The following is a 23,528-nucleotide window of genomic DNA, read 5'->3' as shown; positions in this document are numbered from 1 at the left end:
GCGGGCTCATGGTGAGCAGTCAGCTCTGGCTGCCGGTCGTGACCCCTGATCGCAGTCCCGCGCCGACGAAGCGGACGAGTGCGTCCAAGGGAGCCCGGTGCCAGACGCTCGATTCCGAGCGTGACGTGACGACGGCGAGGATCGTCGCGACGGCGAGCCGGACCCGGGCCCGGACTTCTCCACTGTCGAGCTCGGGCAAGCACGACTCCAGCTCGTCGACGAGCCGGGTCACTCCCGGGTCGATGAGCACCCGCTCGAGGGGATGGCCGACGCCATCAGCATCCAGCACCATCGCGTGCATCAGGGGCTGCATCGCAGAGTTCGAGTCCAGAGCGAGGATCTCGAGCGGTTCGACGAATGCGCGGATGACCCCATCGACGTTCCGGGGCGCGGGGAGTCCCGCGTAGCGTCGCTCCCGCTCTGCGTTGATCGGCGTCATGATGCGGACGAAGAGGTCAGCCAGCAACGCGCTCCGGCCGCCGAACGCCGTGGTGACGGACGCGACGTTGACGCCGGCCTCGGACGTGATCGCCCGAACCGTCGCCCCTCGGGCACCGTCCGCGACCAAGACCCCCTCCGCAGCATCCAGCAGTACACGGCGCATGTCGTCCCGTTTCATCGATTCTCCCGCTCTCTCGTCGCCCCGTTGCAGGACGACGGATATCTAAACACTGTTTGCACTAGGGTCCAGGGATGATCAAGAGCTTCGTCGTCCACGACGTCCGCGTCTTCACCGACGGTTCCCTCAGCAGTCCGCGGGACGTCTTCGTCAGCGATGGACGCATCGTGCCGACGGCGCCGACCGAAGCGGCTCGCATCGACGGCGCAGGCGGCACGCTGCTTCCGGGTCTCATCGACACCCACGCCCACGTGGACAGCAGGCAGCACCTGCTCGCGTACGGCAGATGGGGCGTCACCACGGTCCTGGACATGGGGACCGCCAGCTGGTCGGAGACCTCGAGACTCAGGAACCTCCCCGGGGTCGCATCGCTCCGCAGCGCTGGTGCGATCGCGTGCGCCCCGAAGGGGATCGCCGTGCGGAAGATGGGCTACCCCCCAGGGAGCGCCGTGCACGGTCCTGCGGATGCTGCCCGCTTCGTCGCAGACCGCATCGCCGACGGCGTCGATCACATCAAGATCGTCCTCGAGGAGAGCCTGCCATTCCAGCCCAAGCCCCTCGACGAGGCCACCGTGACGGCCTTGGTACACGCCGCGCACGGGGCGGGGCTGCTGGTCTGCGTCCACGCGACGTCGGTCAAGAGCTTCCAACTCGCCGCCCGAGCGGGAGCCGACGTACTCACACACGCCCCCCTGGCCGGCACTCTCAGCCAAGAGCAGGCACAGGATCTCGCCCGCCGCGGCACAGCGACCTCGCCGACGCTGGTCATGATGAAGAAGCTCGTCGAACACTTCCCTGCACCGATCAAGCCGAGCAAGATCCAGTACGCCAACCCGGTCCAGCTCGTGACGATGCTGCAGTCCGTCGGTGCGACGATCCTCGTCGGCACGGACGCCAACAGTGATCCCACCGCACCGAACACGATCGAGCACGGCGCTTCCCTCCATGAGGAGCTGGCACTCCTGGCCGACGCCGGCCTCGCTCCGGCCGCCGCACTCCAGGCCGCAACAGGAACCGCGGCCGACGTGTTCCGACTCACGGACCGTGGTCGGATCTCGCCCGGACTGCGTGCCGATCTCCTCCTCGTGGATGGCGACCCCACCAGTGACATCCTCGCCACTCAGGAAATCCGCCGCGTGTGGATCGCCGGCGAGGAGGTGCGCTGACCTTCCAGGAGGCAGCGCAAGCGGACCTGACTCAGTCGCCACCGCCATGCCGATACGGAACGGCCGCGTGAAAGCGCCCTCCGCGATGACCCTCCGGCAAAGCCGGACGGGACGACCATGTGACGTCCTCGCCGTGTCCGGTGGGAGTTCGGCTGCCGGACACGGGTGGGCCTCGACCGCGACGGACGTGTCCTCTTGACCCACGGATTGCCAGCGGGCCGGAACAGGGCGGAGCTGTTCACGATCGGGTTGCTGATGTCGTTGCCCCTCGTGGTCACTGACCGCCGTCGGCGGGAGTGCCGCTGCGTTGTGTCGCCACCGCGTCGTCCGTCCCCTGGTGCTGCAGCGCCGTTCCCGGAGCGAGGGCTGCGAACGCGTCCTCTGCGAGGTCCCCGAGGCGCCCGGCTCCGCCGCTCTCGACCCATCCGTCGTACGCGACCATGACGCAACCCAGGGCAGCCATCACGAGAGTCTGCACCGCGATCGGCCGCAACTGACTGCTGCCCTCGCGCTCAGCGAGCAGCGCAGCGAGTCCTCCTCGCCAGGCCCCCTGCTTCTCGTGGAGCCGGGCCCACAACGCGGGCGTCGACCAGACCAGGTCGAGTCGGGCAAGCCCCGTGTCTGCGTCGTCCTCGATCAGCGCCACTGCGGGCCGGACCGCGTGACGAAGCGCGGTCCACGTGCCCTCCGAGTCAGGGCGCTCCCTGAGTGCCTGCGCCATCTGCTCACCGAGGGGGTCGAACACGTGGAGGACGACGTCCTCCTTGCTGCCGAAGTAGCGCAGGAAGGTGCTCCTGGAGACCCCTGCGTGACCGGCCAGGTCCTCGAACGTGACGGTATCGAAACCGGACTCCACGAAGCAACGGAACCCGATGGTCCCCAGCTCGTCCCGTACCGCCGCTCGTCCGATCGCTCGCGTGCTCATCGCGTTCATGCGTCGATCCTACGAGCAAGTGCACTCACTTGCAGTATTGATACGGAGTGCTTACTGTGACACTCAGTGTCACTCCCGATGCCATGCATGATCCCTGTCTCCCGAGGAAGAAGTCCCATGACCTACAACCTGCCCGCTCTGCGCATCACGGTCGCCGACGGTGTCGCGAACGTCGCCATCGACAACCCGCCGTTGAACCTCTCCGACGGCACCCTGCTGCCGTCGATCCGCCGCTTCGTCGCGCAGGTCCGTGATGACGAGGACGTGCGTGTCATCGTCTTCGAGAGCGCTGACCCGGACTTCTTCATCGCCCACGGAGACACCCGGTTCATCACCGAACCCGACGCCCTGGCGACGGCGGGCGCCGCGACCATGGAGGCGAACCCGGACGCGGAGTTCCCCGCCGACCTCAACCTCATGCAGGTCGTCCACGAAGAAGTCCGCTCGCTCCCCCAGGTCACGATCGGCAAGCTGACCGGCCTCGCGCGCGGCGGCGGCAACGAGTTCCTGATGGCCCTCGACATGCGCTTCGCCGCCATCGGCACGGCCGGGCAGGCGCAGCCCGAGGTGCTGATGGACATCATGGCCGGCGGTGGAGGCACCCAGTACCTCACCGCACTCGTGGGGCGGGCGCGGGCACTCGAGATCCTCCTCGGTGCGCAGCTCGTCGATGCCGAACTCGCGGAGCGCTACGGCCTCGTGAACCGGGCACTCCCGGCGGATGAGATCCACGCCTTCGTCGACGCACTGGCCCGTCGGATCGGCGGACTGCAGCCCGCAGTCGTGTCTGCCGTCAAGAAGGCGGTGAACGCTGCCCCGAGTGCGATCACCCGTACGGGCCTGGCTGCGGAGAACGCGCTCCTCGGCCCGCTGTTCACGCCGGCCGCCGCCGACCGCGCGCACGTCCTGCTCGCCGCCGGGATGCAGACCCGCAGCGGGGAGCTCCGACTCGAATCAGTGATCAGCGCGCTCTGATCCGACCACCTCGGACGGGACTCCCCTGGCCTGACGCAGAGCGGCCGGCGCAGCACGCGTCGGCCGCTCACTCGTCGTGTACCCGTCAGGTCGCGGGCTTGCTGAAGAGGTTGACGATGTTGCCGTCAGGGTCCCGCAGGAGCGCAGAGCGGTTGCCCCACGGCATCGTGGTCGGTTCGAGGACGACGTCCTCCGGCTCGGGGTGGAGCCGTGCGAAGTCGCCGTCGACGTCGACGACTTCGAACTCGATGAACACCGAACGGTTCATCGCGGGTACGAGAGCGCCGCCGAGCATCGCGACCGTGGCGGTGCTGGCGATGGCGAGGACCGCGCCGGGTCCGCTGAACTGGGCGAACACCGGTGCAGGGCGCTCGGCCTGCTGGCCGGTGACCCGCTCGTAGAAGGCAACGAGTTCATCGAGACGATCGGTGACGATGCGGACGGATGCGAACGACATGGGATTCCTCCGGTGGCTGGTGACGTCGGAGCTCCACCTTCGCGGCTCGTCCCGACACCGTGGTGTCGGTGTTTCCGCAAAGTCGTCAGCACCGGACTACTCGTCGACGACTGATCGCAACCGCCCGTACTGGATCGCGAGGTCCTCAGACCGGACGGTGCGCCGGGGCGGCCGTTCGTCGGTGACCTCGATCGAGAGCATCCGGTCGGCACGGAACGCTCGGACACCCTGGCGGAGTCGGCACCAGGCGACGAGGTACCACTGCCCCTCCCTGCTGATCGAGCCCAGCGGTTCGACGTCACGGTCGGACTCCTCGCCGGAACCGTCCTGGTAGCGAAGCCGCACGACGCGGTCCGATGCGAGGGCCTCGGCGAACGCGGCCGGCACCACGGGCTCGTCCTCGCGCTCCAGGAAGTGCACGCGGGAAGCGAGCGCGCTTGCTCGTGCGGCGTCCTCGTCAGGTATCACTGCGAGCATCTTCCGGGCAGCTGTTTGGGCCGCGTGCCGGAAGGGACTGTGCCGGAGCGCGCCGAGACCGATCAGCACGGTGAGGGCCTCATCGAGGGTGTAGCCGGCCGGGCCGAGGGTCGCAGCCGCGTCGATGACGTACCCGCCTGTCCGACCGGGTTCCGCCCAGATCGCCAGGCCCGTCTGCTGCAGCGCGGCGATGTCCCGCTCGATGGTCCGTACCGACACCTCGAACCGTTCGGCGAGACGGCGGGCGCTCCGCGGACGAGGTGACGCCGCCCGCAGTTCCTCGACGAGGCCGTAGAGACGATCGGTGCGGTTCACCCAGCAATCATCCGTCAGGTTGTCCCTGCCCACGGTGCCCGTCGGGGCAGTGCTGTTTCCGCCTTCCAGCTGCGTCCGTTGACCGATCGGTGACTGAGACGCGCTCCGGCCCAAGCGGCGCGCCTACGGTTGCAGGGTGAACAGTCCGGGACTGACCAAAGTCGACATGGATCGCTGGCCCCGTCGCGAGCACTTTGAACACTTCTCCGGCAAGAGCCCCTGCCTCTGGTCGATGACCGCGCACGTCGACGTCTCAGAGCTGGCCGCTCGCCTCAGCTCCTCAAGACGGAAGACCTACATCGCGCAGCTCTGGATGCTCGCCAAGGTCGTCAACCGTCACGACGAGTTCCGGATGGTGATCGATGCAGCCGGCGACCTCGCCGTCTGGGACGTCACGCACCCGTTCTTCACGGTCTTCAACCCGAAGGCGGAGACGTTCTCCACGGTCTGGGCTCCGTACCACCCAGACTTTGCGGTGTTCCACGGCACCGCGCTTCCGCTCCTGACCGAGTACCGGAACTCGACCTCGTACGTCCCGCAACGCGACGTCCCCGAGAACACGTTCGACGTGTCCAGCGTGCCCTGGACCTCGTTCACCAGCCTTGAGCTGCAACTCAAGGACGCGTGGACCCACTTGTCACCGATTTTCACGATCGGCAAGTACGAACAGCGCGACGGCAAGACGCTCATGCCGCTGGCGGTTCAGGGCAACCACGCAACCGTCGACGGCTTCCACGTCTCCCGCCTCATCACGGAGGTGGCCGGCCTCGCCGCCGACCCGAGCTGGCTTGACCAGAAGAAGGATCAGACACCCCTTCAGTAGCGGAACGTCTACCGGACGGGGCGAGTTCTAGTCTGAGCGCGTGGGCGCATTGCGAGCAGTCTGCTTCGACCTGGACGGGACGCTGTTCGATCACGCGGGGTCAGCCCGAGCGGGTGCTACGCGCTTCTTCGAGAGCCTGGGGCTCACGGCGTCGGGGCCTGCGCTCAACGCGTGGTTCGCCGCCGAAGAGGAGCAGTTCGAGCGGTGGCGGTCCGGGCACCTCAGCTTCAAGGAGCAACGACGTGAGCGTCTCCGCACCGTGTTGCCACCGCTCGGCTATCACCCGCCGGCGGATGAGGTCGGCTTGGACTCGTTGTTCGACAGCTACCTGAGCTCGTATCGCGCGTCCTGGCGAGCGTTCCCCGAGGGCCTGTCACTGCTGCGAGAGCTACGTGGGCGGGGATACCGCCTGGGCTTGCTCACCAACGGTACCGAAGAGCAACAGCTCGACAAACTTGCACGCACCGGTCTTGACGGCGCCTTCGACGCAGTCTGCACATCCGAGCGCATCGGCTTTCAGAAGCCGGACAGTCGGGCGTTCCTGACCGTGGCGCGCGAGCTTGAAGTCGATGCCGCCCATTGTCTGTTCGTCGGAGACAACCCCGCACACGACATCGTCGGCGCGCGCTCCGTTGGCATGTACGGCCTGCTCGTCAACCACTACGCGGAACAAGCGGTGGACATCAGGACCGCCGTCCTGGCGTGCATCATGGCCAGCGGCGACGCCCGGTAACCGATCCACGACCGGACGCACAGCTCCGAGCCGCGCCCAGGATGTCGTGACCTCATGATCCCGTCGCGGGGTCGAGACTGGCGCGCGACCGCGGGAAGTGCCACCGTGGCAGCACCTGGTCGATTCATGGAGGGAGCGCATCGTGGATCGAGCGATCGGATGGAGCACCGTTGCCGTCGTCGTGACCGTGGTGGTGCTGTTCCTGACCCTGGTCCAGGTGAGCAGCTGCGCCGACGCTGCCCGAGCCGGAGTGACGAGCTTCTGCACGACCCAGCCGATGCTCGGAGTCGCGGGCTCCTGGATCGCTGGCTTTGCCGGTGCCGGCGTGGTCGCCTGCTCGATCTGGCAGATCGTCCGAGCCGTACGGGCGCCCGATCAGGACGAGGACTGACTCAGCAGCGAGACCAGCCATCCGGACGTTGCAGAGCTCCACTCGCCTGACTGCGACCTCGTCGGCCCTGCCCGTAGACCGGACCCGACAACGTCGGAGGCGAAGACGACCTCGGTGGCCAGGAGCACCCTCCGCCAGTCCGAGAACGACATCGGCTCCCCTTGGCTCAGCGACCGTTCCGTCCTTCGGCGCTGAACGGTGAAGTCCGCCTCGCTCTCGAAACGCATCGCTCTGGCCACAGTGTGAGGGAGGCGCGCTGACCCGCCCCACTCACGGAGACCTGCGCGCAGGAGGTCCAGCTCGTCGTCGTTCAGCCCGAAGTCGGCCGCTGTTGGCATGTCGGCCAGCCTCGCACACGGCGTTCGGACTCCGACTTCAGGAGCGGCTGTCGAGATACGCCTGCAGAATCGCCGGGTTGACCGAGGCGTCCGGTTGCCAGAGGCCAGAGGTCACCAACCAACTCCCGCATCTGGACAGCACGCCTGCTGCTGACGCTCGGGTCCTTTCCTTCCGCTGTGGACAGCGGCGGGTAGAACGACATCCCGCGGTCGAGTCCGAGTCCTCCGACCTCGTCCTGCCAGCCTGCCCATCGGAAGGGCTCGTAGAACTGCTCGATGGAGCCGGCGAGCATCGCCGCGACGAGCTCGCTGTAGGAGGTGCCGAGACCCTCCCACTCAAGGGTGTCTGGAGCGAAGTACTGGGCTGATCCGTCGCCTGCGCCGAGCGCACCGCCATCGAGGGCGAAGACACCGCCGAGGACATCGAAGCCGACGACGACGAGTCCGGACGACTTCGTGTTCGCTTGAACGAGCGAAGGGAGGCCACTTCCAGTCCCGCCCAGGAGTCGCAGCCACCCCTGGTCCACCGTGATCCCGCCGGAGTTGCCGATGACCGCACCGAGACACGAGCGCTTCGTCAGGCCGAGGACCTCACGGTCGCCCTCAGACCCGCCTTCGAGGATCCGGGCGGTTGGTGCAGCTGCGACGAGGGCGACGAGCTCTGGCCAGGCGTCGTCAGCAGCGTTCGTCATGCCTCCGATTGTCCCAGGACCACGCGACCTGAGAGCACGAGCCGATCGCACATCGGACGCCATCCACACTGGGATTCTGGAAGTCCCTCCCGTGACATCGACCTTCGCGTCGCCTGCCCGGGTCAGGGGGCGAGCAGCGCGGTGAGTGCGATGATCGCAGGCAGCGCTTGTGCGGCGAAGCCAGGGAGGCGCTGCCGCCGGCGGTCGACGGCGAGGAGCGCTCCGGCGGCGGCGATCATGCTCACTGCTGCTGCGACGAACAGTGCTGTGCCGGTGGCGGTGTGGCCGAGGAGCAGGAACAGCGAGCCCGTTGCTCCGAGAGCGCCGAGCAGGAGGTTGTACACGCCCTGGTGGAAGGCCCACAGCTGGACCGCCTGCACCGCCGCGGGAGCAACGCCGACCATGCGTTGCGTCTTGGAGTGCCGGGCGAACAGGATGCTCTCCTGCACGAACATCCACCAGTGCATGGCTGCCGCGGCGAGCATGACGAAGCCCGCAACGGGGTTGGTCACGCCTGTTCCGGCCGGGAGGCGGCAAGCACCCCGGTGACCCCCTCGGCGAGCATCTTCCGTCGCACGTTCCCGAGCAGTTTCGCCATCGCGAACCCGCCGAGGCCGGTGAAGCCCGTGTGGTGCCAGGTGAACCGCGTGCCTGTGGGGGTCTGCTCGAGTGCGTAGGTGACGGTGGTGACACTGTCGGTGTCCTCATCGCCCTTCCACGTGTAGACCATCGATCGTGGCGCGTCGATCGCGATGACCTTGCAGTACACCACCCCGGCCCAACCGATCGTGGGCTTGCCGATGAACGTGAACTCCGTGCCGACCGTGGGCTCGAACCCCTCCGGCCGTCCGCCCTGGCCGGTGGTCGTCCACTGCCTGACGTACGCCGGGTCGGTCAGTACCTTCCAGACATCCTCGATCGGGTAGGGGTAGTCGTGCGTGATCGTGTACTCAGTCATTGGTGCTCCTGTCCTTGTTCACGCAACCTACCTACCGGTCGGTAGATTGTCTACCTCACGGTAGGTAAACTGTCGGCATGAGGGCACCACGACAGACCGGAGCGGCCAGGACATCGGGCGCCGACACTCGGAAGCGTGCGCAGGACGTGGCACTTCGGCTCTTCACACAGCGAGGGTACGAGGGGACATCGCTGCGCGACATCGCCGACGAGCTCGGGATCAACAAAGCGTCGTTGTACTACCACTTCGACGGCAAGGAGGGGATCCTGCAGTCCCTGTTCGAACAGCGTGGCGATGAAGCGGAGGAACTGCTCGCTTGGGTGCAGCAGCAGCCATCCGAGCCGGCGTTGCTCGAGGTGGCGGTGCAACGGTGGGTGGGCTCGTTCACCGTGGAGAAGCTGCAGGGGATCCGGTTCCTCGCGGCGAATCCACTCGTACTAGAGAGTGCGCCAACAGGCGCGGCGCGGATCGGCGATGAGGTGAACGCCGTCGCGGATGCATTGGCTGCGCTCCTCCCGGATCCCTCTGACGAGAACGTGCTCCTGCTGCGGATGGGCTTGCTCGCGATCAACGCGGCGGTGCAGGCAGCAGTGAAGACGGACCTCGACGACGCGGCGATCGTCGCCGCAGCAGCACGATCAGCAACCGCGCTCGTCCGGATCGCATCCGAGGCCCCGGTTCACCCACGAGCCGCGGGTGATCGACACCAACGGTGACGCCCGAACCGGTACTCCTGGGGTGAGTACATCACCGTTGATCTCGTGCCGACGTCCGGCGCAACCGCCGGCGCGGTCACGGGGTGACCAGGAGACGGACGGGAGGCTCGGCGCGCGTCCGCCACCGAGCCTCCCGTCCGTCTCCGGCACCGACGCGCCCGCCCATCGACCATCTCCCGCCCTCCCTGGAGGACACCTGGCACCACGGCACCAAATCCGTCCAGACGAACAGCACTCAGCCGCAACGATGCACCCGAACGGGGACCGGCCATCGAGACGTGTCGAAGACGCCGCCGCGGACTTCGACCAGAGACACGTCAGACGTGGCCGTCAGGGAACGAGAACGATCCGTCCGAACACGGCTCCCGTGTCCATCTGACGGTGTGCGTCCGCTGCGTTCTCGAGCTGCATGACCTCATGGACGACCGGGTGCAGTTCGCCGCGGGTGGCCGCTGCGAACTGTGCGGCGCGGACCCGGTCCCGCTCGACCGGAGGGACCGAGTCGAGACTGAACGTCCCGACGGAGCGCGACGCCTGGAACGACTGCATCAGGGCCATGCCGAAGTCGGTCGGTGGGAACCCCGCGACCGCGCCGACGAGAACCAAGCGGCCGTTCGGCGCGAGCCGATCAATGAACGTCGGGACGTCGGCCCCTCCCACGATGTCCATCACCACGTCGAACGTGACCGCACTTCCCTCTGGCCCGGTCCCGGCACGGTCGAGGACGTCGACGGCACCGAGGGCCCGGAGCCGTTGACCGCGATCCTCCGACGACGTCGTGACGGCGACGCGGGCGCCGAGCTGTGCTGCGAGTTCCACCGCTGCGATCCCGATGCTGCCCGCTGCTCCGCGGACCAGCACGGAGTCTCCGGCTCGCGTGTGGGCGTGGGCGAGCGCGAAGTGCGCCACGGTCGCCGCGCTCCCCAGCGTCACCGCATCGACCGACGACAGCGCGTCCGGGAGCACGAGGACGTCGCCGACCTGGGCCAGGGCCAGCTCGGCGTACCCGCCGTCGATGCCCGTGAACGCCCAGACGCGACGCCCGACGAGCTCAGGGTCGGTTCCCGGGCCCACGACGATGACAGTCCCCGCGACCTCGCTGCCCGGGACCATCCCCATCGGGTGGTGCGAGCCGAGAGTCCCCCGCCGGATCATCGCGTCGACTCCACCGACGCCGGCGGCCTCCACCCGGATCAGCACCTCACCGGCTGCAGGGTCCGGATCGGGGACCTCCCGGAGCTCCATCCCGCTCGGGTCACCGAACTGTTGGATCGTCACTGCACGCACGTCTTCTCCTGCTCGTCGTCTGGTCGAGGTACGATCGGGACGCTAGTGGACGGGTGCGTCCACTTCGGCGAAGTGAGGACCATGAGCACGGATCTGCCTCGGAAACTCCGGGTCGACGCGCAGGAGAACCGCGACCGGGTGGTCACTGCGGCTCGGGAGCTGTTCGCAGAGCGTGGCCTCGACGTCGGGATGCGCGAAGTGGCCCGCCGAGCCGAGGTCGGACCCGCCACCCTCTACCGCCGGTTCCCGACACGGCGGGCACTCATCGACGAGGCCTTCGCTGTCCAGCTTCGGATGTGCCGTCAGATCGTCGATGACGGTGCCGCCGATGCGGACCCCTGGGACGGCTTCGTGGCGATCCTGCAGCGACTGATCGTCCTCAACGCAGAGAACCGTGGCTTCGTCGACGCCTTCATGGCCGCCGAGCGGCAGAGCACCGTGACAGCCGAGCACCGCCGGAGCCTCCTCTCGAAGATCATGCGCATCGCTCGGCGTGCACAGAGCCAGGGTCGGCTCCGTCAGGACTTCGTCATCGACGACTTCGTCCTCGTGTTGCTCGCCGGCCGAGCAGTCACCACCGCGGACGCCGCGGATCGCGTCGCGGTCGCGCAGCGCTTCGCCACACTGACCGTCGACGCGTTCCGTGCCTCGCCCGAGCAGCACTGTCCACCTGCAGCGCCTGGCCAGCAGAGGGCCGGAACGGCCCGCTGACCGATCGGTCAGCGGGCCGACCTGGACCAGGCCGCTCGCGCTCGGAGCGACTTGCTGCCCCGATCCTGTGCATCACCGATCGGTTCAGGCGGTCGCCGAGCGTCGGCATCCCGGCATCGTCAGCCGGTCACTCGTGGTGGACGAGCCCCGAGCAGGCCGCGAGCGTCGACGACCGGTTCTGCCGCACCGTGTAGTAGGACCCGTCCTTCCGGCGGACCTCGGTGATCGTCTGGCACCGCTTCCCGACTGCAGAAACCGAGTTGTCCCCGCTCCCCGTGGCGGTCCGGAACGGCGTCTCGTACAGGACGCCCTTCGTGTTGACGTACATGAGCGCGACGGCCGAGGCGCACTTGTCCGCGCCGTGCGGGGAGTTCTTCAGCTGGACGTAGATCTCCGCGTTCTGGCCCGGATTCCCCTCCTCGACCGTGACGACACTGACCGCCGTGCATTGGTTCGTCCCGATCTCGGCGTTGACGTTGTTCCCCGTGAATGAATCGGCAGACGCCGAGAGCGGTGACGCCAGCGCGAACACCGCCGCGACCACTGCCGTGATGCCGATCTGGACTCCGGTCCGTTGACGCATGAGTTTCCCCCTTCTGTGCTCCGGAATTGGAGCTGATCGAACGTAAGCAGCCCGGCCTCCTTCGGTGCCATTCGAGGCTCCTCAGGCTCGCCCAGAGCCGACAGTGTTCACTCGCTGGACACGATCCGGGGGGCGCGGGCGATGCTCATGGCGGCAACGGGGTTCCTCGTCACTTCGGTTCGTCGCGATGGACAGCCCCTTGGGTGATCCCCTTCCGGACGGTTCTCCGCGCCTTGGAGTCGGAGCATGTTCGGGTGCCCTTCCGCCCTCCGCCGCCGCCCTCACAGACGAGGACCGCGCCCTCGTCGAGGTAGCTCGTCCGACCTTCGATGGCGTCACTCATGCCGGCCCGCATGACGACGGTGTGCACACCATGGGAGCAGCTGTTCGCGCCGCAGACGGTCGGATCTCCACCGGCGTGAACGTCCATCACTTCACGGGCGGACCCTGTGCCGAACTCGTGGCGCTCGGGGCAGCCCGCGCCGGCGGCGTCACCGAACTGACGCACGTGGTCGCCGTGGGCAACCACGGCCGTGGCGTCAGGAGCCGGTGTGGCCGCGACCGCCAGGTCCTCGCGGACTACCCACCCGCACCGCTGCCGAGTCAGAAGGAGAAGTCCTCGCGGTGCACGTTCCGGCGCGGTAGTCCTGCCTGACGAAGCGCTGTCACAGCGACTCGCGAGAGTGCTGGCCCGGCACAGATGTAGACGTCCCGGTGCTGCAGACCGGGCACGAGCCGCATCAGGTTCTCCGGCGTCATGGCGTTCCAGGGCTCCTTCGACGACCCGATCAGGTAGACGAGGTGCGCGCGCCTCGTCTCGGCGATGAGTTCGAGCTCGCGCCGGAAGAGGATGTCCTCCATGGTGGGGGCCCGGTAGAGGAGCGTCAGCGGGCCTCCGGCGTACGCCATCGTCTCGAACAGCGTCCGCATGGGCGTGATCCCGACACCGCCCGCGATGAGCAGGAGACCGTTGCGGGTGCGTCGACGCTGGGTCATCGCTCCGTACGGGCCCTCAGCGAGCACCCGCGTGCCCGGCCGGAGCGACTGGATGATCTGCGTGCCGTCGCCGACCGCCTTGACGGTGAGCCGGAGAGTGCCGTGGGTCGCCGGCGCGGAGAGCGAGAACGGGTGGGCCGTCCGCCACGTGCGCGTCGTCAGGAACCGCCAACGGAAGAACTGGCCGGGTTCAGCGTCGAGGTCCAAGAGGTCGTCGCCACCCACGATGACGTTGACAGTCCCGGGCCCGGCGCGCTCGACCCGCAGGACACGGAGGTGGTGGCGGGATGCCTGCAACAGCGGTGCGATGACCCGGTACCGCAGCAGCAGGGCGAAGCTCATCGTGAAGACGACGCTCCACGCCACCTGGACCAACCGCCTCCCTGCGAGATCGGGGCCGGCGAGTTCATGGGAGAACGACAGCCCGATGGCGACGTAGGTGAGCAGGTGGATCGTGTGCCACGTCTCGTACCGGACGCGTCTCCGGGCGGCGCGGGCCGAGAGGAGCCCGACGACGATGAACAGGACGGTCGCGACGGTCGCGGCCGAGAGGCCCGGCATCGCGAGCACCTGCGTCGACGCCGTCAGCAGCGGGATGCCCTGGGCACCGGCCCAGGCCAGGGTCGCGGCGACCGCGTGGATCAGGATCAGGATCAGCGTGGTGCGGCCGACACGCCCGTGCCAGCGCGCCATCCGGTCAGCGCCGACGCCACGTTCGAGGGCAGGGACGCGCGCCATCAGCAGGATCATGACCGTGACCGCGTAGCCGCCCAGGAGCCCTGCGACGTGCGCCACGAGCGGCAGGTCCACCATCAGCGGTGACGGGGAACCAGCGATGGCGAGGAGCGCCACACCGACCGCGCCGAGACCCACGAGGACCAACGCGGTCGCGGCCGACACCGCGCTGCCCCGAGGCTTCGTGCTGCTCGGCTGGTGGAGGGGATCAGCGACGGTCGCCACGCGTCCGGAAGTCACGGTCGTCCCCTCTCTGATCGCGGTCGAGACGCCCAGCACCACCATCGACACCGTCACCGTCACCGTCACCGTCACCGTCACCTGCGACAGGGTCGGGGACCGCGGGCGCGGCAGCAGCTGCCGGGGCTGGCGGGGCCACGGGTGACACCGCCGGTCCTCCGAGGCCGAGGCTGACACCCACCACGAGTGCAGCGCCGAAGACCACCGCGGACACGCCAGCGGACACCTGCCGCCACCGGCGGGTGCGGGAAGCGTCAGGGGGTGTGACGGGTCGTTGATGCGGGAGGCGAGCGTGCGCACGCCTCTCGAGCAGGGGGTGCGACATGGGCCGGTCACCGTTCTCGTGCGGGGCTTGGGATCACCCAGCCTGACCGCAGAGACCATGCACCACCGATGGGTCACCCATGAACTCATCGGGCACCGGCAGACTCATCCACAGCCGAGAATCGACCACCAGCCGTCAAGAGGTCGCCGCGACCGCCCCCCGCAGCGCGCGGGTCAGCTGTGCGTCGTGTTCGCCCGCATCTCGTCGACGGTCATCTCCGGTGCACCACCGGCCGCCGCCTCCGGGTCCATCCACACGAAGTCCCAGTGGTGGCCGTCGAGGTCGTCGAAGCTCTTCGAGTACATGAACCCGTGGTCCTGCTCGCCAGCCGCAGTCGCGCCGGCGGCGAGGGCCTTCTCGAGGACCGCGTCCACCTCCTCCTTGCTCTCGGCGCTCAGCGCGAGCTGGACTTCCGTCGACGTGGTGGCGTCGATGATCGACTTGCTCGTGAACTCGGCGAAGAACTCCCGAGTGAGCAACATCACGGTGATCGTGTCGCTGATGACCACGCTCACGGCGTTCTCGTCGCTGAAGCCCTCGTTGATCGAGTACCCGAGCGCCTCGAAGAACGTCCGCGATTGGGACGGGTCGCTGACGGCCAAGTTGACGAAGATCATGGTGGGCATGGGGGCCGTCTCCCTTGAGGGTGCCGACAGCCGACCGCCGTCGTACGTGCATGATGACGATGAACGGTCGAGGACGTCAAGCGGCGCAGCACAAGCTCGCTCACATGAGCGCCCGTCACGGGATCGGCTACCGGACGGGGAGCCACTGCACCTCGTGCTGTCGCTTCCTGCGCCGACGTGATCAGGGCCTGTAGTCCTCGAACTCCGAGTACCCCAGCCGGCTGAGCTTCTCTCCGACCTCGTGCCAGTCCCGTCCCTCCACCTCCGCGAAGAACCGGTCGATGAAGGACCGAATCTGATGCGGGTCCCACCTGGCTACGACCACCATGTGACGCTCGTGGAGCGGACCCCACTGGTACAGCTCCCTCGCCAGGGATGCGGGGCTGCGGACGCGCAGTTGGAAGGACTCCTCCCCTGGTTCGCTGACGGGTCCGGCCATGACGGTGATCCAGACGTCGACGTCGTCTGGATCCTCGAGCACAACGTCGTCGAGGGCTTCACCGTCGTTCGTCGAGACAGACCGCACCTGAGCCTTCACGGTGTCATCATCGCGCGCGCCGCAGCAGCTGACTACTCCTGTTCCGGTAGACGATCGTCTACCGGGACTCGGACTTGGATCGCCACTGGGCGACGCTTCGCCACGCAGCCAGCGCTGCCGACGCGAGCATGAGGCCGATGACTGAACCACTCGCCTCCACCGACAACGCCACAAGCGCGAGGACGACGAACACCACGAATGCTGCGAGCGAGACGACGAGTTCAGTCGCTTCTGCCCCGCGACTTCTCTCTCGGTCGGCAGCCATGCCGGGACGCTACACCCGAGCTCGCACCGGGCTGCCCCTTGACGGATCGGCCACCGGACACGGCGGTTGGGGGTTCGAAGTCCCTCGCGCTGGCTGTCGCGGCTTGCAGCTCTGGATATCTCTAGGCGAGCAGCTTGCCCAGCAGCCGCTGGAGTTCCGCCTGCTCGTCCGCATCGAGGCGCACGAGCCACTCGTCGAACTTCGCCGAGAGGATCTCGAGTGCTTTGTCGAGGGTCTGTACACCGTCTGGGGTGACAGCCAGGCGGTGGCGTCGGAGGTCGGCGGGATCGATCTCTCGGCGAACGAATCCCTTCGCTTCAAGGCTCTTGAGGTACACGGTCACGCTCGCCCTGGGCAGGACGAGCCGAACGGCCAGCTCCGCGGGGTACCGGCAGTCGTCGACTTCTCCGAGCACGAAGAACTCCTTCGCCTCCAACCCGAGTGCCTCGATGTCGGGAGCACAGTCGTTCATGACTCGGGTGAGCACCTGGTGGTTGAGCGACCAGATCCGCGCAGCGTTCGACGGGAGCAAGCGGCATCCTTCCCTAAGTGGTACAGTCTCGTACTAGTTCCGTTTGGAACAACCTGCATTCTGTAGTGCCTCGCTTCGGAAGAAGCTTAGTGGCACTCCGCGTTCCTCCTGGAAGGGCCCTCCTCACCGTGTCTTCAACGCTCAACGTGACGTTCTCCAACGACACCTTCGACCTCGCCGGTCAGCTGCACCTGCCCGATGGCTTCACCGAGGACCGCACCTACCCGGCGATCGCCATCGCAACCCCCGGCAGCAGCGTGAAGGAGCAGATCGGCGCGAACTACGGCCGAGGCCTCGCTGACCGCGGCTACGTCGCCCTCGCCTTCGACCCTGGTTTCCAGGGCCAGAGCGGCGGCCACCCGCGCGACCTCGAGAACCCGGCAGCACGAGTCGACGACATCCGCTTCGCCGTCGACTACCTCACCACACTGCGGTACGTCGACAATTCCCAGATCGGAGCTCTCGGGATCTGCGCTGGCGGCGGCTACGCGGTCAGCGCGACCATGACCGACCATCGAATCAGGGCGCTCGGAACGGTCGTGCCGGTCAACGTCGGGCGAGCGTTCCGCCAGGCAGACACTTCCTCGAAGGGTTCCGCGATCGCGATGATCGACGCGGTGGGCGCCAAGCGCACGGCGGCGGCCGCCGGCGAACACGTCGACCGCAACGTGTGGATCCCTGACACCGAAGACCAGGCAGCGAGCTTCGGCATCACCGACGTCGACACGCTCCAGGCGGTGCGGTACTACCGGACCCCGCGCGGGCACAACGAGAACTCCACCAACCGCCGCCACTTCACCAGTGACGCCATGATGCTCGGCTATGACGCCTTCAACCTCGTCGATGAGCTCCTCACGCAACCGCTCCAGGTCATCGTCGGCGGTCGACTCGGGACCACGTTCTCGCACTCCGACGGGCTCGCGCTCTGGGAGAAAGCGCCCAACGCCAAGGACTTCCACGTCGTCGAGGGAGCTGGCCACTACGAGATGTACGACGAGCCGAAGTACGTTGCTGAAGCAGTCGAGACCCTGGACACCTTCTTCCGAGCGCATCTCCTGAGTTGAGACGCTCGACGCTTCTGAGGCGAGGAAGACGGCGACGGGGCCGTTGTCATCCGGGGAGCGGCGCGGCCCAGCGGCGTCGCGCTGACCGAGGCGATCTCCAGGGCAGAACCGACGACGCCACTTGCCCTGGTGCCCTCAGTCCGAGGGGCTGCGTGCGATCGCATCCACACGGACACCGCGCGACCCGAGCTCCTTCGCTGAGATGAGCGTGAAGACCCAGGCACCGCCTTCGTTGCGATGTTCCTCAGCGCGCAGGGGCGGCGGTCACGCCTGCAGCTGGGGGAACGTTCCGCGGGCCCAGACGAGGTTGATGGAGAACGAAGTGACGAGCCAGGTGTCGCCGTGACGCACCAGTCGGCCGCGCCAGATGTTCGACCCCTCGAACGCCGGCGTGTGCGCCTCGTCACAGAAGATCGCAGTGACGTTGCCGCGGACGTCCGCTCGGTCTCCCGCGATGTCGGCCACGACGCCCGAGACGAGGTGCTGCGTGGCGGCGATGGGTTCGTGGACGGCGCGGACTTGCTCGACCACCAGGTCTGCGCCGACCGTGACGCCCATGACGGTCGTCGCTGCCACGTCGCTCGCGTACATGCGGTGGAGATCGTCGAAGCGGTGGTCGTCGATGGCAGCGAAGATGCGGGAGATGATGTCGGACGGAATGGAAGACATGAGACGCCTCTCGTGATGTCGAGCACTCACCGTTGGAACCCCAACGTTGGATCCCCAACGATACATGCAGGAGGGCATGTCGCCTACCGTGGAGACCATGACGGAGCGAGAGATCCCGGAGCGACTGCGTTCGCTTCCGAGCTGGCTGCTCGTCGAGGCCGCGGCGCGCGCATCTCGCATCGTGTCAGAGCTCACCACGAAGGCCGGCGTCCCGAAGGCGGCGTACCCGATCCTTGCCGTGCTCGAGGAGGCTGGTCCACTCAGCCAGGCCGAGGTCGGCCGTCGCGTCCGGATCGACCGCAAGGACCTGTCGGGGTATGCGGCGCGCCTGGAGCACCTCGGCTTGGTCACGCGGCGTCCTGACCCCGCAGACGTGCGACGGAACCTGCTCGAGAAGACCTCTGCGGGAACGGAGCTCCTGGAGCGCCTCGATCTCGCTTTCGCAGCGGCACAGGACCAGCTGCTGGCGCAGTTGTCCCCAGCGGAGCGGGCGACGTTGCAGCGGCTGCTCGACCTCATCGCCACTGAAGTCCACTAGCTGCAGGCCCCTCCGCGCTGGCACGAGCCGAGCACCTCGACAGAAGGGCGATGGCGGCAAGGAGAACGAACGCTGTCACTGTCTGATCAGGGGTCTTCGTGGTGGGCCCTGCCGGGATCGAACCGACGACATCCACGGTGTAAACGTGGCGCTCTACCAGCTGAGCTAAAGGCCCTTCGCCGACATCCTACGGGCCGCCGCCGCTCGCCCCGCCGGAGCGCGGCAACGCCCCGCCGGAGCGCAGCGGCGCCCCTCCCACCACGCACGAGCCGACGACGCCCCCGTATGCTCCGACCATGACCGCCATCCGCACCGGCTGCGACCTCGCCGCCGTGCAGGACGTCCTCGACGGCATCCAGGCGCACGGCGAGCGGTACCTCGCCCGCGTCTTCACCCTCCGCGAACGCGCCGACACGGGCGACGACCCGGAGCGCCTCGCCGCCCGCTTCGCCGGCAAGGAGGCGGTCGTGAAGCTCCTCCGCCCGACCCGCACCGACGCGGTCCCCCTGCACGACGTCGCGATCGTCTCGGACGAGCACGGCGCACCCCGTGTGGAGCTCTCCGGGGCTGCCCAGGAACTCGCCGCGGCGGCCGGGATCACGAGCATCGACGTGTCCCTGTCCCACGAACGGGGGCTGGCGCTGGCCACCGCCGTGGCTCTCGCTGAGCACTGAGCACGGGGCGGGACGACCGTTCCTGTACATCCACACAGCGCACGGTTCGTCGGTGCGGTTTCCCGCACCCGCACGGCGGCTTTCCGGGCCGCTCCCCTCGTTACCGTGGTTGGCATGCACCAGGACACGAACACCGCCGCGATGCCCGTCGCGCTCGCTGACCCGACGGCCGAACAGGCCGTCCGACGCGCGCTCGCCGACCACGGCCGACTGACCGTCGACGCGATGGACGTCGCACCGATCGCCGACCTGTACGCCCTGGGCCTGACGTCGCACGCCACGGTGAACGTGATGCTCGCCATCGAGAACGACCTCGACGCCGAGTTCCCGGACAGTGTCCTGAACCGCGCCACGTTCGCCTCGGTGGAGTCGATCGTCGCCGCGGCGGCACTGGCCACGGCAGCGTGACGGACACCGCAGTGACGGACGTCGCCGAGACGACGGCCCCGGTCCAGGTCCTCGGCACGTCGCCGGACCGCTTCGCCGAGCGCACCGCCGCCGTGGCCGCGGTCGCCGCGCAGTTCGCCGACGAGGTGGACCGCGACGCCCGACCGCCGCGCGAGGCGATCGCCGTGATGCGCGAGTACGGTCTGCTGGCCGCGGCGGTGCCGCTCGAGCACGGCGGCGAAGGCGCCACCGTCACCGAGCTCTCGGTCATCGCGACCGAGCTCGGTCGCGCGTGCGCCGCCACCGGCATGGTGTTCGCGATGCACCAGGGACAGGTCATGGCCCTCTGGCGGCACGGCGGCGACGGTGCCGGCGTGCTCGCGATGATCGAGGCCGTGCGCGACGGTGCCCTCGTGGCGTCGTCGACGACCGAGAAGGGCGTGGGCGGCGACGCCCGCCGGTCGACGTGTGCGATCGAGCCGTCCGAGGACGGCCGCATCCGCCTCCGCAAGGACGCGCCGGTGATCTCCTACGCGACCGAGGCGGACGCCGTCTTCGTCACCGCGCGCCGCGACCTCGACGCCCCCGCGTCCGACCAGCGCCTGCTGATCTGCCGGACCGACGCGATCGTGCTGTCGCAGACCTCCACGTGGGACACGATGGGTCTCCGCGGCACGTGCAGCAACGGGTGGATCCTCGACGCGGAGACCACCGCCGACGCCGTCCTCCGCGACGACTACGCGGCGATCTCGGCGCGCACCGTCCTCCCCGTCTCCCACGTCCTCTGGGCGTCGGTGTGGGTCGGCATCGCGGCCTCCGCCGCCGAGCGCGCCCGCGCCGCCGTCCGCAAGCAGGCGCGCGCCAGCGTCGGGACGACCCCACCAGGGGCACTCCGCCTGGCCGAGCTGCTGGTCGACCTGCAGCTGCTGGCCGACTCGGTCCGGCACGCGGCCGAGCGGTTCGACGCCGTGGCCGACGACCCCGAGACGCTCGAGTCGAGCGCGTCGGCCCTGGCCGCGAACGCCCTGAAGATCGGTGCGTCCGAGCGGGTCACCGACATCGTCACCGCAGCACTGCGGATCGTCGGGATCGCCGGGTACGCCGCGACGGGTCCGATGAGCATCTCCCGACACCTCCGAGACGCCCACGGTGCCGCCGTCATGGTGAGCAACGACCGTCTCCTCCAGAACGACGCCGGACTGGCAATCATGACCGGAGCAATCCTGTGACCATCACCGAACCCACCACCGCACCCACCGCCCTGGACCGGGCTCGCGCAGCGCTGCGCGCGACGCTCCTCGAGGACCGCGTGCTCATCGACCTCGGCTCCCCCGGGCTCTACGGCCGCACGGGCGTCTTCGAGCACGTGTACGCCGCGGTCGACGCCGCCGCCGTCCGCTCGATGGCCGACCTGCAGTCCTCGGTGCTCCGGTTCCCGCCGGTCGAGCCCCTGGCCGCGTTCGAGCGCACCGACTACATCGCGTCGTTCCCCGACCTCGCCGCGTCGATCTCCGCCTTCACCGGTGGCGACCGCGCGCACCGCGAGCTGCTCGCTGCCCGCGAGCGCGGGGAGCGCTGGGAGTCCTTCCTCGAGCCCGCCGACCTGATGCTCGCGCCGGCCGTCTGCCACCCGGTCTACGGGCTGGTCACCGGGACGATCCCCCAGCAGGGACTCTGGTTCGACATCGTCGGCGACTCCTTCCGCCGCGAGCCGTCGCTCGACCCGATGCGCCTGCAGGCCTTCCACATGCACGAGTTCGTGCACATCGGCACGCCGGACTCCGCGAAGGCGCACCGCGACGGCCGGATCCCGGCGATGCGGTCGCTGCTCGAGGGCTTCGGGCTCGAGATCGACGTCGTGCCGGCGAACGACCCCTTCTTCGGTCGCGTCGGCAAGATCCTCGCCCGCAACCAGGTCGAGGCCTCGCTCAAGTACGAGTTCGTCACCCCGGTCTACGGCGACGCCGGCGAGGCCACCGCCATCAGCTCCGCGAACCTGCACGAGGACCACTTCGGCACCTCGTTCTCGATCACGACCGCCGACGGCGAGACCGCCCACAGCGCCTGCCTGGCGTTCGGGCTCGAGCGCATCACCATCGCCCTCTTCGCCGCGCACGGCACCGACCCGGCCTCCTGGCCGGCCGACGTCCGTCGCGCACTCGCACTGTGACGACCCACCACGGGTGGTCGGGGTCCCCGGCCATCCGCGCGTCGGTGCAGTCGCCGCCGTCGGCGCGCGCCGGCGTCGTCATCTGTCCGCCGCTCGGGCAGGAGGGCGTGATCGCGTACCGCACGCTCCGCCTGCTGGCCGACCGCCTGGAGGCTCGTGGCGTCGCCTCGGTGCGCTACGACCCGTCCGGACGTGGTGACTCCACCGCCGACCCCGACCCGGAGGCGCAGGTCCGGTCCGCCGTCCGCGCGGCAGCCCTGCTCCGCGCGACCGGGGTCGAGCAGGTCGCGTTCGTCGGGCTGGCGTCCGCGGCCGTCGTCGCGGCCGCCGCCGCGACCGAGGACGACGCCCTGGTGCTCTGGGACGCCCCGGACTCCGGCCGCGCCTGGCTCCGCCGACAGCGCGCGCTCGCGACCATCACGGTCGGCGGCGAGCGGGTCGTGGACGGCGTCGAGAGCCTGATCGGCATCGACGTCACCCCGGACGAGGCCCAGGCCCTGTCCGCGCTCCGCTTCACCCCGCGCACCGGTCCGACGCTCGCGCTCGTGCGCCCGGGCGGCCGTGCCCCGAAGGCCCTCGGCGAAGTGGCCACGGCCGAGGCAGCCGGCAGCGCCGAGCTGCTCGACGGCACCAGCATCCACGCCCGCATCCCCGGTGAGGCGCTCGACGCGGTCGTCGCGTGGATCGACGCCTGGGCACCGACCACGACCGTCCGCACCACCGCGCCCGCCCTCGAGCCCCTGGTCGACGTGGATCACCGCGTCTCGGAGCGGATCGTGCTGCTCGGCCCCGAACGGCTGTTCGCCGTCGAGAGCGTGTCGTCGCGACAGTCCCCGGACGCCCCCGTGGTCGTGCTGCACAACGGTGCCGCCGAACACCGCGTCGGTGCCTCGGACTACCAGGTGACGCTCGCCCGGCGACTCGCCCGCGACGGGGCCCGGGTCGTGCGTGTGGACCGCCGCGGCACCGGCGAGAGCTCGGTCGTGCGCGCCGACGAACGCGACTACCTGTTCGCGCAGGAGTGGGTCGATGACCAGTCGGCCATCGTCACGGCGCTCGCTGCGCCCGCTGAACAGCTCGTCGTCGTCGGCATGTGTGCCGGCGCCTGGGTCGCCGGACGCGCGCACGAGGAGACACCGCGCCTCGTCGTGGAGATCAGCCCGAACGACTACCGCCGGCGCCCCGCACTCCCCGGTGCCTACAGCGACGCCGTCCGCGCGATCGACGCCCCGTCCCCCGCACGTCAGTGGATCCGAGACCGCTACAACGTGGTCGTCCCGGAGTGGCTCCGCGACCGCATCGCCCGGCGCGACCGGTCCGGCGGCGTGATGGAGCACGTGAAGCCGCTCGTGACGCACGGCACCGACGTCGTCGTCATCGTGGCCGACGGCGACGCGGAGCTCTTCGACCGGCTCGGCGGGCAGCGCGCCCTCCGGCGGTACCCCGTCGGCGGACGCAGCGGCGGCGTGGAGCTCGTGCACGTGGTCGACGGCGACCACTCGCTGTTCTCCCCCGCGATGCGCGCCACCGTGATCGACGAGGTCCGTTCCCGCGTCCGGGAGGCCTTCCCCGTCCACGCCTGAGCCGCCAGGAG

The 23,528-nt window shown here is 68.9% G+C and carries 29 protein-coding genes and 1 tRNA gene; 14 read left to right on the top strand and 16 right to left on the bottom strand.

Going from position 1 to position 23,528, the window contains the following annotated elements; translation table 11 throughout:
• Nucleotides 1-19 precede the first annotated feature (19 nt).
• The gene (locus OXR63_RS12260) at nt 20-604 is read right to left on the bottom strand and encodes a TetR/AcrR family transcriptional regulator (protein WP_267423609.1); all 585 of its coding nucleotides are present in this window, start codon (nt 602-604) and stop codon (nt 20-22) included.
• 89 nt (nt 605-693) lie between these two features.
• On the opposite strand from OXR63_RS12260, the gene OXR63_RS12255 reads away from it, so the two are divergent.
• Entirely contained in the window at nt 694-1,785 is a 1,092-nt protein-coding gene (locus OXR63_RS12255) for an amidohydrolase family protein (protein WP_267423608.1), read from the top strand.
• A gap of 274 nt (nt 1,786-2,059) precedes the next feature.
• Here the strand turns inward: OXR63_RS12255 and OXR63_RS12250 are convergent, their stop codons facing one another.
• Nucleotides 2,060-2,719, bottom strand: coding sequence for an acyl-CoA-like ligand-binding transcription factor (locus tag OXR63_RS12250; protein WP_267423607.1), 660 nt, complete (start codon nt 2,717-2,719; stop codon nt 2,060-2,062).
• Nucleotides 2,720-2,836: 117 nt separating this feature from the next.
• Between OXR63_RS12250 and OXR63_RS12245 the strand changes: the two genes are divergently transcribed.
• Nucleotides 2,837-3,694 (top strand): enoyl-CoA hydratase/isomerase family protein, encoded by an 858-nt coding sequence (locus OXR63_RS12245; RefSeq protein WP_267423606.1) that lies wholly within the window; start codon nt 2,837-2,839, stop codon nt 3,692-3,694.
• 85 nt (nt 3,695-3,779) lie between these two features.
• On the opposite strand, the gene OXR63_RS12240 is transcribed toward OXR63_RS12245, so the two are convergent.
• Together OXR63_RS12240 and OXR63_RS12235 are read right to left on the bottom strand one after the other, a co-directional pair.
• Nucleotides 3,780-4,151: a VOC family protein gene (locus OXR63_RS12240; protein WP_267423605.1), complete on the bottom strand. Its 372-nt coding sequence runs from the start codon at nt 4,149-4,151 to the stop codon at nt 3,780-3,782.
• 96 nt (nt 4,152-4,247) lie between these two features.
• Nucleotides 4,248-4,943: a helix-turn-helix transcriptional regulator gene (locus OXR63_RS12235; RefSeq protein WP_267423604.1), complete on the bottom strand. Its 696-nt coding sequence runs from the start codon at nt 4,941-4,943 to the stop codon at nt 4,248-4,250.
• Nucleotides 4,944-5,079: 136 nt separating this feature from the next.
• Between OXR63_RS12235 and OXR63_RS12230 the strand changes: the two genes are divergently transcribed.
• From OXR63_RS12230 to OXR63_RS12220, 3 genes are all read left to right on the top strand, one after another.
• Complete coding sequence (locus OXR63_RS12230) at nt 5,080-5,766, top strand: CatA-like O-acetyltransferase (RefSeq protein WP_267423603.1); 687 nt, start codon at nt 5,080-5,082, stop codon at nt 5,764-5,766.
• A gap of 40 nt (nt 5,767-5,806) precedes the next feature.
• Nucleotides 5,807-6,499, top strand: a complete 693-nt coding sequence (locus OXR63_RS12225) for an HAD family hydrolase (protein ID WP_267423602.1) — start codon at nt 5,807-5,809, stop codon at nt 6,497-6,499.
• Nucleotides 6,500-6,641: 142 nt separating this feature from the next.
• Nucleotides 6,642-6,890, top strand: coding sequence for a hypothetical protein (locus OXR63_RS12220; protein ID WP_267423601.1), 249 nt, complete (start codon nt 6,642-6,644; stop codon nt 6,888-6,890).
• Nucleotides 6,891-7,200: 310 nt separating this feature from the next.
• Here the strand turns inward: OXR63_RS12220 and OXR63_RS12215 are convergent, their stop codons facing one another.
• The 3 genes from OXR63_RS12215 to OXR63_RS12205 form a co-directional block, all read right to left on the bottom strand.
• Entirely contained in the window at nt 7,201-7,920 is a 720-nt protein-coding gene (locus tag OXR63_RS12215) for a DUF2625 family protein (protein ID WP_267423600.1), read from the bottom strand.
• Between the two features lie 122 nt (nt 7,921-8,042).
• Entirely contained in the window at nt 8,043-8,432 is a 390-nt protein-coding gene (locus OXR63_RS12210; protein WP_267423599.1) for a DUF1304 family protein, read from the bottom strand.
• Nucleotides 8,429-8,878 carry an SRPBCC family protein gene (locus tag OXR63_RS12205; protein WP_267423598.1) on the bottom strand — a complete coding sequence of 150 codons (450 nt, stop codon included), beginning with the start codon at nt 8,876-8,878 and terminating at the stop codon, nt 8,429-8,431. Before OXR63_RS12205 ends, OXR63_RS12210 begins: the two co-directional genes overlap by 4 nt.
• 146 nt (nt 8,879-9,024) lie before the next feature.
• Between OXR63_RS12205 and OXR63_RS12200 the strand changes: the two genes are divergently transcribed.
• Nucleotides 9,025-9,594, top strand: a complete 570-nt coding sequence (locus OXR63_RS12200; RefSeq protein WP_267423597.1) for a TetR/AcrR family transcriptional regulator — start codon at nt 9,025-9,027, stop codon at nt 9,592-9,594.
• Between the two features lie 330 nt (nt 9,595-9,924).
• Here the strand turns inward: OXR63_RS12200 and OXR63_RS12195 are convergent, their stop codons facing one another.
• Nucleotides 9,925-10,749, bottom strand: coding sequence for a zinc-binding dehydrogenase (locus OXR63_RS12195; RefSeq protein WP_276585213.1), 825 nt, complete (start codon nt 10,747-10,749; stop codon nt 9,925-9,927).
• On the opposite strand from OXR63_RS12195, the gene OXR63_RS12185 reads away from it, so the two are divergent.
• The gene (locus OXR63_RS12185) at nt 10,717-11,592 is read left to right on the top strand and encodes a TetR/AcrR family transcriptional regulator (protein ID WP_267423596.1); all 876 of its coding nucleotides are present in this window, start codon (nt 10,717-10,719) and stop codon (nt 11,590-11,592) included. The two genes, OXR63_RS12195 and OXR63_RS12185, sit on opposite strands and share 33 nt — an antisense overlap.
• 127 nt (nt 11,593-11,719) lie before the next feature.
• On the opposite strand, the gene OXR63_RS12180 is transcribed toward OXR63_RS12185, so the two are convergent.
• The 6 genes from OXR63_RS12180 to OXR63_RS12155 form a co-directional block, all read right to left on the bottom strand.
• On the bottom strand, nt 11,720-12,175 hold the full coding sequence (locus OXR63_RS12180; RefSeq protein ID WP_267423595.1) for a hypothetical protein: 456 nt from the start codon (nt 12,173-12,175) through the stop codon (nt 11,720-11,722).
• 603 nt (nt 12,176-12,778) lie between these two features.
• A complete protein-coding gene (locus OXR63_RS12175; protein ID WP_267423594.1) occupies nt 12,779-14,146 on the bottom strand; it encodes a ferredoxin reductase family protein in 1,368 nt (455 codons plus the stop codon).
• Nucleotides 14,147-14,644: 498 nt separating this feature from the next.
• Nucleotides 14,645-15,097, bottom strand: coding sequence for a VOC family protein (locus OXR63_RS12170; protein WP_267423592.1), 453 nt, complete (start codon nt 15,095-15,097; stop codon nt 14,645-14,647).
• Between the two features lie 181 nt (nt 15,098-15,278).
• Nucleotides 15,279-15,635, bottom strand: a complete 357-nt coding sequence (locus OXR63_RS12165) for an Imm8 family immunity protein (RefSeq protein WP_267423590.1) — start codon at nt 15,633-15,635, stop codon at nt 15,279-15,281.
• A 58-nt stretch (nt 15,636-15,693) separates the two neighbouring features.
• Entirely contained in the window at nt 15,694-15,900 is a 207-nt protein-coding gene (locus OXR63_RS12160) for a hypothetical protein (protein WP_267423588.1), read from the bottom strand.
• Between the two features lie 121 nt (nt 15,901-16,021).
• Nucleotides 16,022-16,432 carry a MarR family winged helix-turn-helix transcriptional regulator gene (locus tag OXR63_RS12155; protein WP_267423586.1) on the bottom strand — a complete coding sequence of 137 codons (411 nt, stop codon included), beginning with the start codon at nt 16,430-16,432 and terminating at the stop codon, nt 16,022-16,024.
• Nucleotides 16,433-16,560: 128 nt separating this feature from the next.
• On the opposite strand from OXR63_RS12155, the gene OXR63_RS12150 reads away from it, so the two are divergent.
• A complete protein-coding gene (locus tag OXR63_RS12150) occupies nt 16,561-17,496 on the top strand; it encodes an alpha/beta hydrolase (protein ID WP_267423584.1) in 936 nt (311 codons plus the stop codon).
• Between the two features lie 264 nt (nt 17,497-17,760).
• Here OXR63_RS12150 and OXR63_RS12145 read toward each other — a convergent pair whose 3' ends face one another.
• Nucleotides 17,761-18,165, bottom strand: a complete 405-nt coding sequence (locus OXR63_RS12145; RefSeq protein WP_267423582.1) for a nuclear transport factor 2 family protein — start codon at nt 18,163-18,165, stop codon at nt 17,761-17,763.
• 64 nt (nt 18,166-18,229) lie between these two features.
• Here OXR63_RS12145 and OXR63_RS12140 point away from each other — a divergent pair, with 64 nt between their 5' ends.
• Nucleotides 18,230-18,703, top strand: coding sequence for a MarR family winged helix-turn-helix transcriptional regulator (locus tag OXR63_RS12140; RefSeq protein ID WP_267423580.1), 474 nt, complete (start codon nt 18,230-18,232; stop codon nt 18,701-18,703).
• Between the two features lie 99 nt (nt 18,704-18,802).
• On the opposite strand, the gene OXR63_RS12135 is transcribed toward OXR63_RS12140, so the two are convergent.
• Nucleotides 18,803-18,878 (bottom strand) — tRNA-Val (locus tag OXR63_RS12135).
• 121 nt (nt 18,879-18,999) lie between these two features.
• Here OXR63_RS12135 and OXR63_RS12130 point away from each other — a divergent pair.
• The 5 genes from OXR63_RS12130 to OXR63_RS18440 all read left to right on the top strand — a co-directional run bounded on the left by OXR63_RS12130 (nt 19,000) and on the right by OXR63_RS18440 (nt 23,517).
• Nucleotides 19,000-19,377, top strand: a complete 378-nt coding sequence (locus OXR63_RS12130) for a holo-ACP synthase (RefSeq protein WP_267423579.1) — start codon at nt 19,000-19,002, stop codon at nt 19,375-19,377.
• Between the two features lie 114 nt (nt 19,378-19,491).
• A complete protein-coding gene (locus OXR63_RS12125; protein ID WP_267423577.1) occupies nt 19,492-19,785 on the top strand; it encodes an acyl carrier protein in 294 nt (97 codons plus the stop codon).
• Nucleotides 19,782-20,993 (top strand): acyl-CoA dehydrogenase family protein, encoded by a 1,212-nt coding sequence (locus OXR63_RS18445; RefSeq protein ID WP_267423576.1) that lies wholly within the window; start codon nt 19,782-19,784, stop codon nt 20,991-20,993. The genes OXR63_RS12125 and OXR63_RS18445 overlap by 4 nt, the downstream gene beginning before the upstream one ends.
• Entirely contained in the window at nt 20,990-21,934 is a 945-nt protein-coding gene (locus tag OXR63_RS12115; protein WP_267423575.1) for an amino acid--[acyl-carrier-protein] ligase, read from the top strand. The genes OXR63_RS18445 and OXR63_RS12115 overlap by 4 nt, the downstream gene beginning before the upstream one ends.
• Nucleotides 21,931-23,517, top strand: coding sequence for an alpha/beta fold hydrolase (locus OXR63_RS18440; protein WP_267423574.1), 1,587 nt, complete (start codon nt 21,931-21,933; stop codon nt 23,515-23,517). Before OXR63_RS12115 ends, OXR63_RS18440 begins: the two co-directional genes overlap by 4 nt.
• Nucleotides 23,518-23,528: the final 11 nt, after the last annotated feature.

Origin of the sequence: Curtobacterium sp. GC_Cur_3 (genome assembly GCF_026544205.1) — a bacterium.
GTDB lineage: Bacteria > Actinomycetota > Actinomycetes > Actinomycetales > Microbacteriaceae > Curtobacterium.
Note: the sequence above shows the minus strand (reverse complement) of the source record. Positions and strands in the feature narration are given on the sequence as shown.

Bases quoted from the DNA above. Each gene is read 5' to 3' on its own strand.
- OXR63_RS12260 (WP_267423609.1), bottom strand. From the start codon at position 604: ATGCGCCGTGTACTGCTGGATGCTGCGGAGGGGGTCTTGGTCGCGGAC.
- OXR63_RS12255 (WP_267423608.1), top strand. From the start codon at position 694: ATGATCAAGAGCTTCGTCGTCCACGACGTCCGCGTCTTCACCGACGGT.
- OXR63_RS12250 (WP_267423607.1), bottom strand. From the start codon at position 2,719: ATGAACGCGATGAGCACGCGAGCGATCGGACGAGCGGCGGTACGGGAC.
- OXR63_RS12245 (WP_267423606.1), top strand. From the start codon at position 2,837: ATGACCTACAACCTGCCCGCTCTGCGCATCACGGTCGCCGACGGTGTC.
- OXR63_RS12240 (WP_267423605.1), bottom strand. From the start codon at position 4,151: ATGTCGTTCGCATCCGTCCGCATCGTCACCGATCGTCTCGATGAACTC.
- OXR63_RS12215 (WP_267423600.1), bottom strand. From the start codon at position 7,920: ATGACGAACGCTGCTGACGACGCCTGGCCAGAGCTCGTCGCCCTCGTC.
- OXR63_RS12205 (WP_267423598.1), bottom strand. From the start codon at position 8,878: ATGACTGAGTACACGATCACGCACGACTACCCCTACCCGATCGAGGAT.
- OXR63_RS12195 (WP_276585213.1), bottom strand. From the start codon at position 10,749: ATGATCCGGCGGGGGACTCTCGGCTCGCACCACCCGATGGGGATGGTC.
- OXR63_RS12180 (WP_267423595.1), bottom strand. From the start codon at position 12,175: ATGCGTCAACGGACCGGAGTCCAGATCGGCATCACGGCAGTGGTCGCG.
- OXR63_RS12170 (WP_267423592.1), bottom strand. From the start codon at position 15,097: ATGCCCACCATGATCTTCGTCAACTTGGCCGTCAGCGACCCGTCCCAA.
- OXR63_RS12160 (WP_267423588.1), bottom strand. From the start codon at position 15,900: ATGGCTGCCGACCGAGAGAGAAGTCGCGGGGCAGAAGCGACTGAACTC.
- OXR63_RS12145 (WP_267423582.1), bottom strand. From the start codon at position 18,165: ATGTCTTCCATTCCGTCCGACATCATCTCCCGCATCTTCGCTGCCATC.
- OXR63_RS12140 (WP_267423580.1), top strand. From the start codon at position 18,230: ATGCAGGAGGGCATGTCGCCTACCGTGGAGACCATGACGGAGCGAGAG.
- OXR63_RS12130 (WP_267423579.1), top strand. From the start codon at position 19,000: ATGACCGCCATCCGCACCGGCTGCGACCTCGCCGCCGTGCAGGACGTC.
- OXR63_RS12125 (WP_267423577.1), top strand. From the start codon at position 19,492: ATGCACCAGGACACGAACACCGCCGCGATGCCCGTCGCGCTCGCTGAC.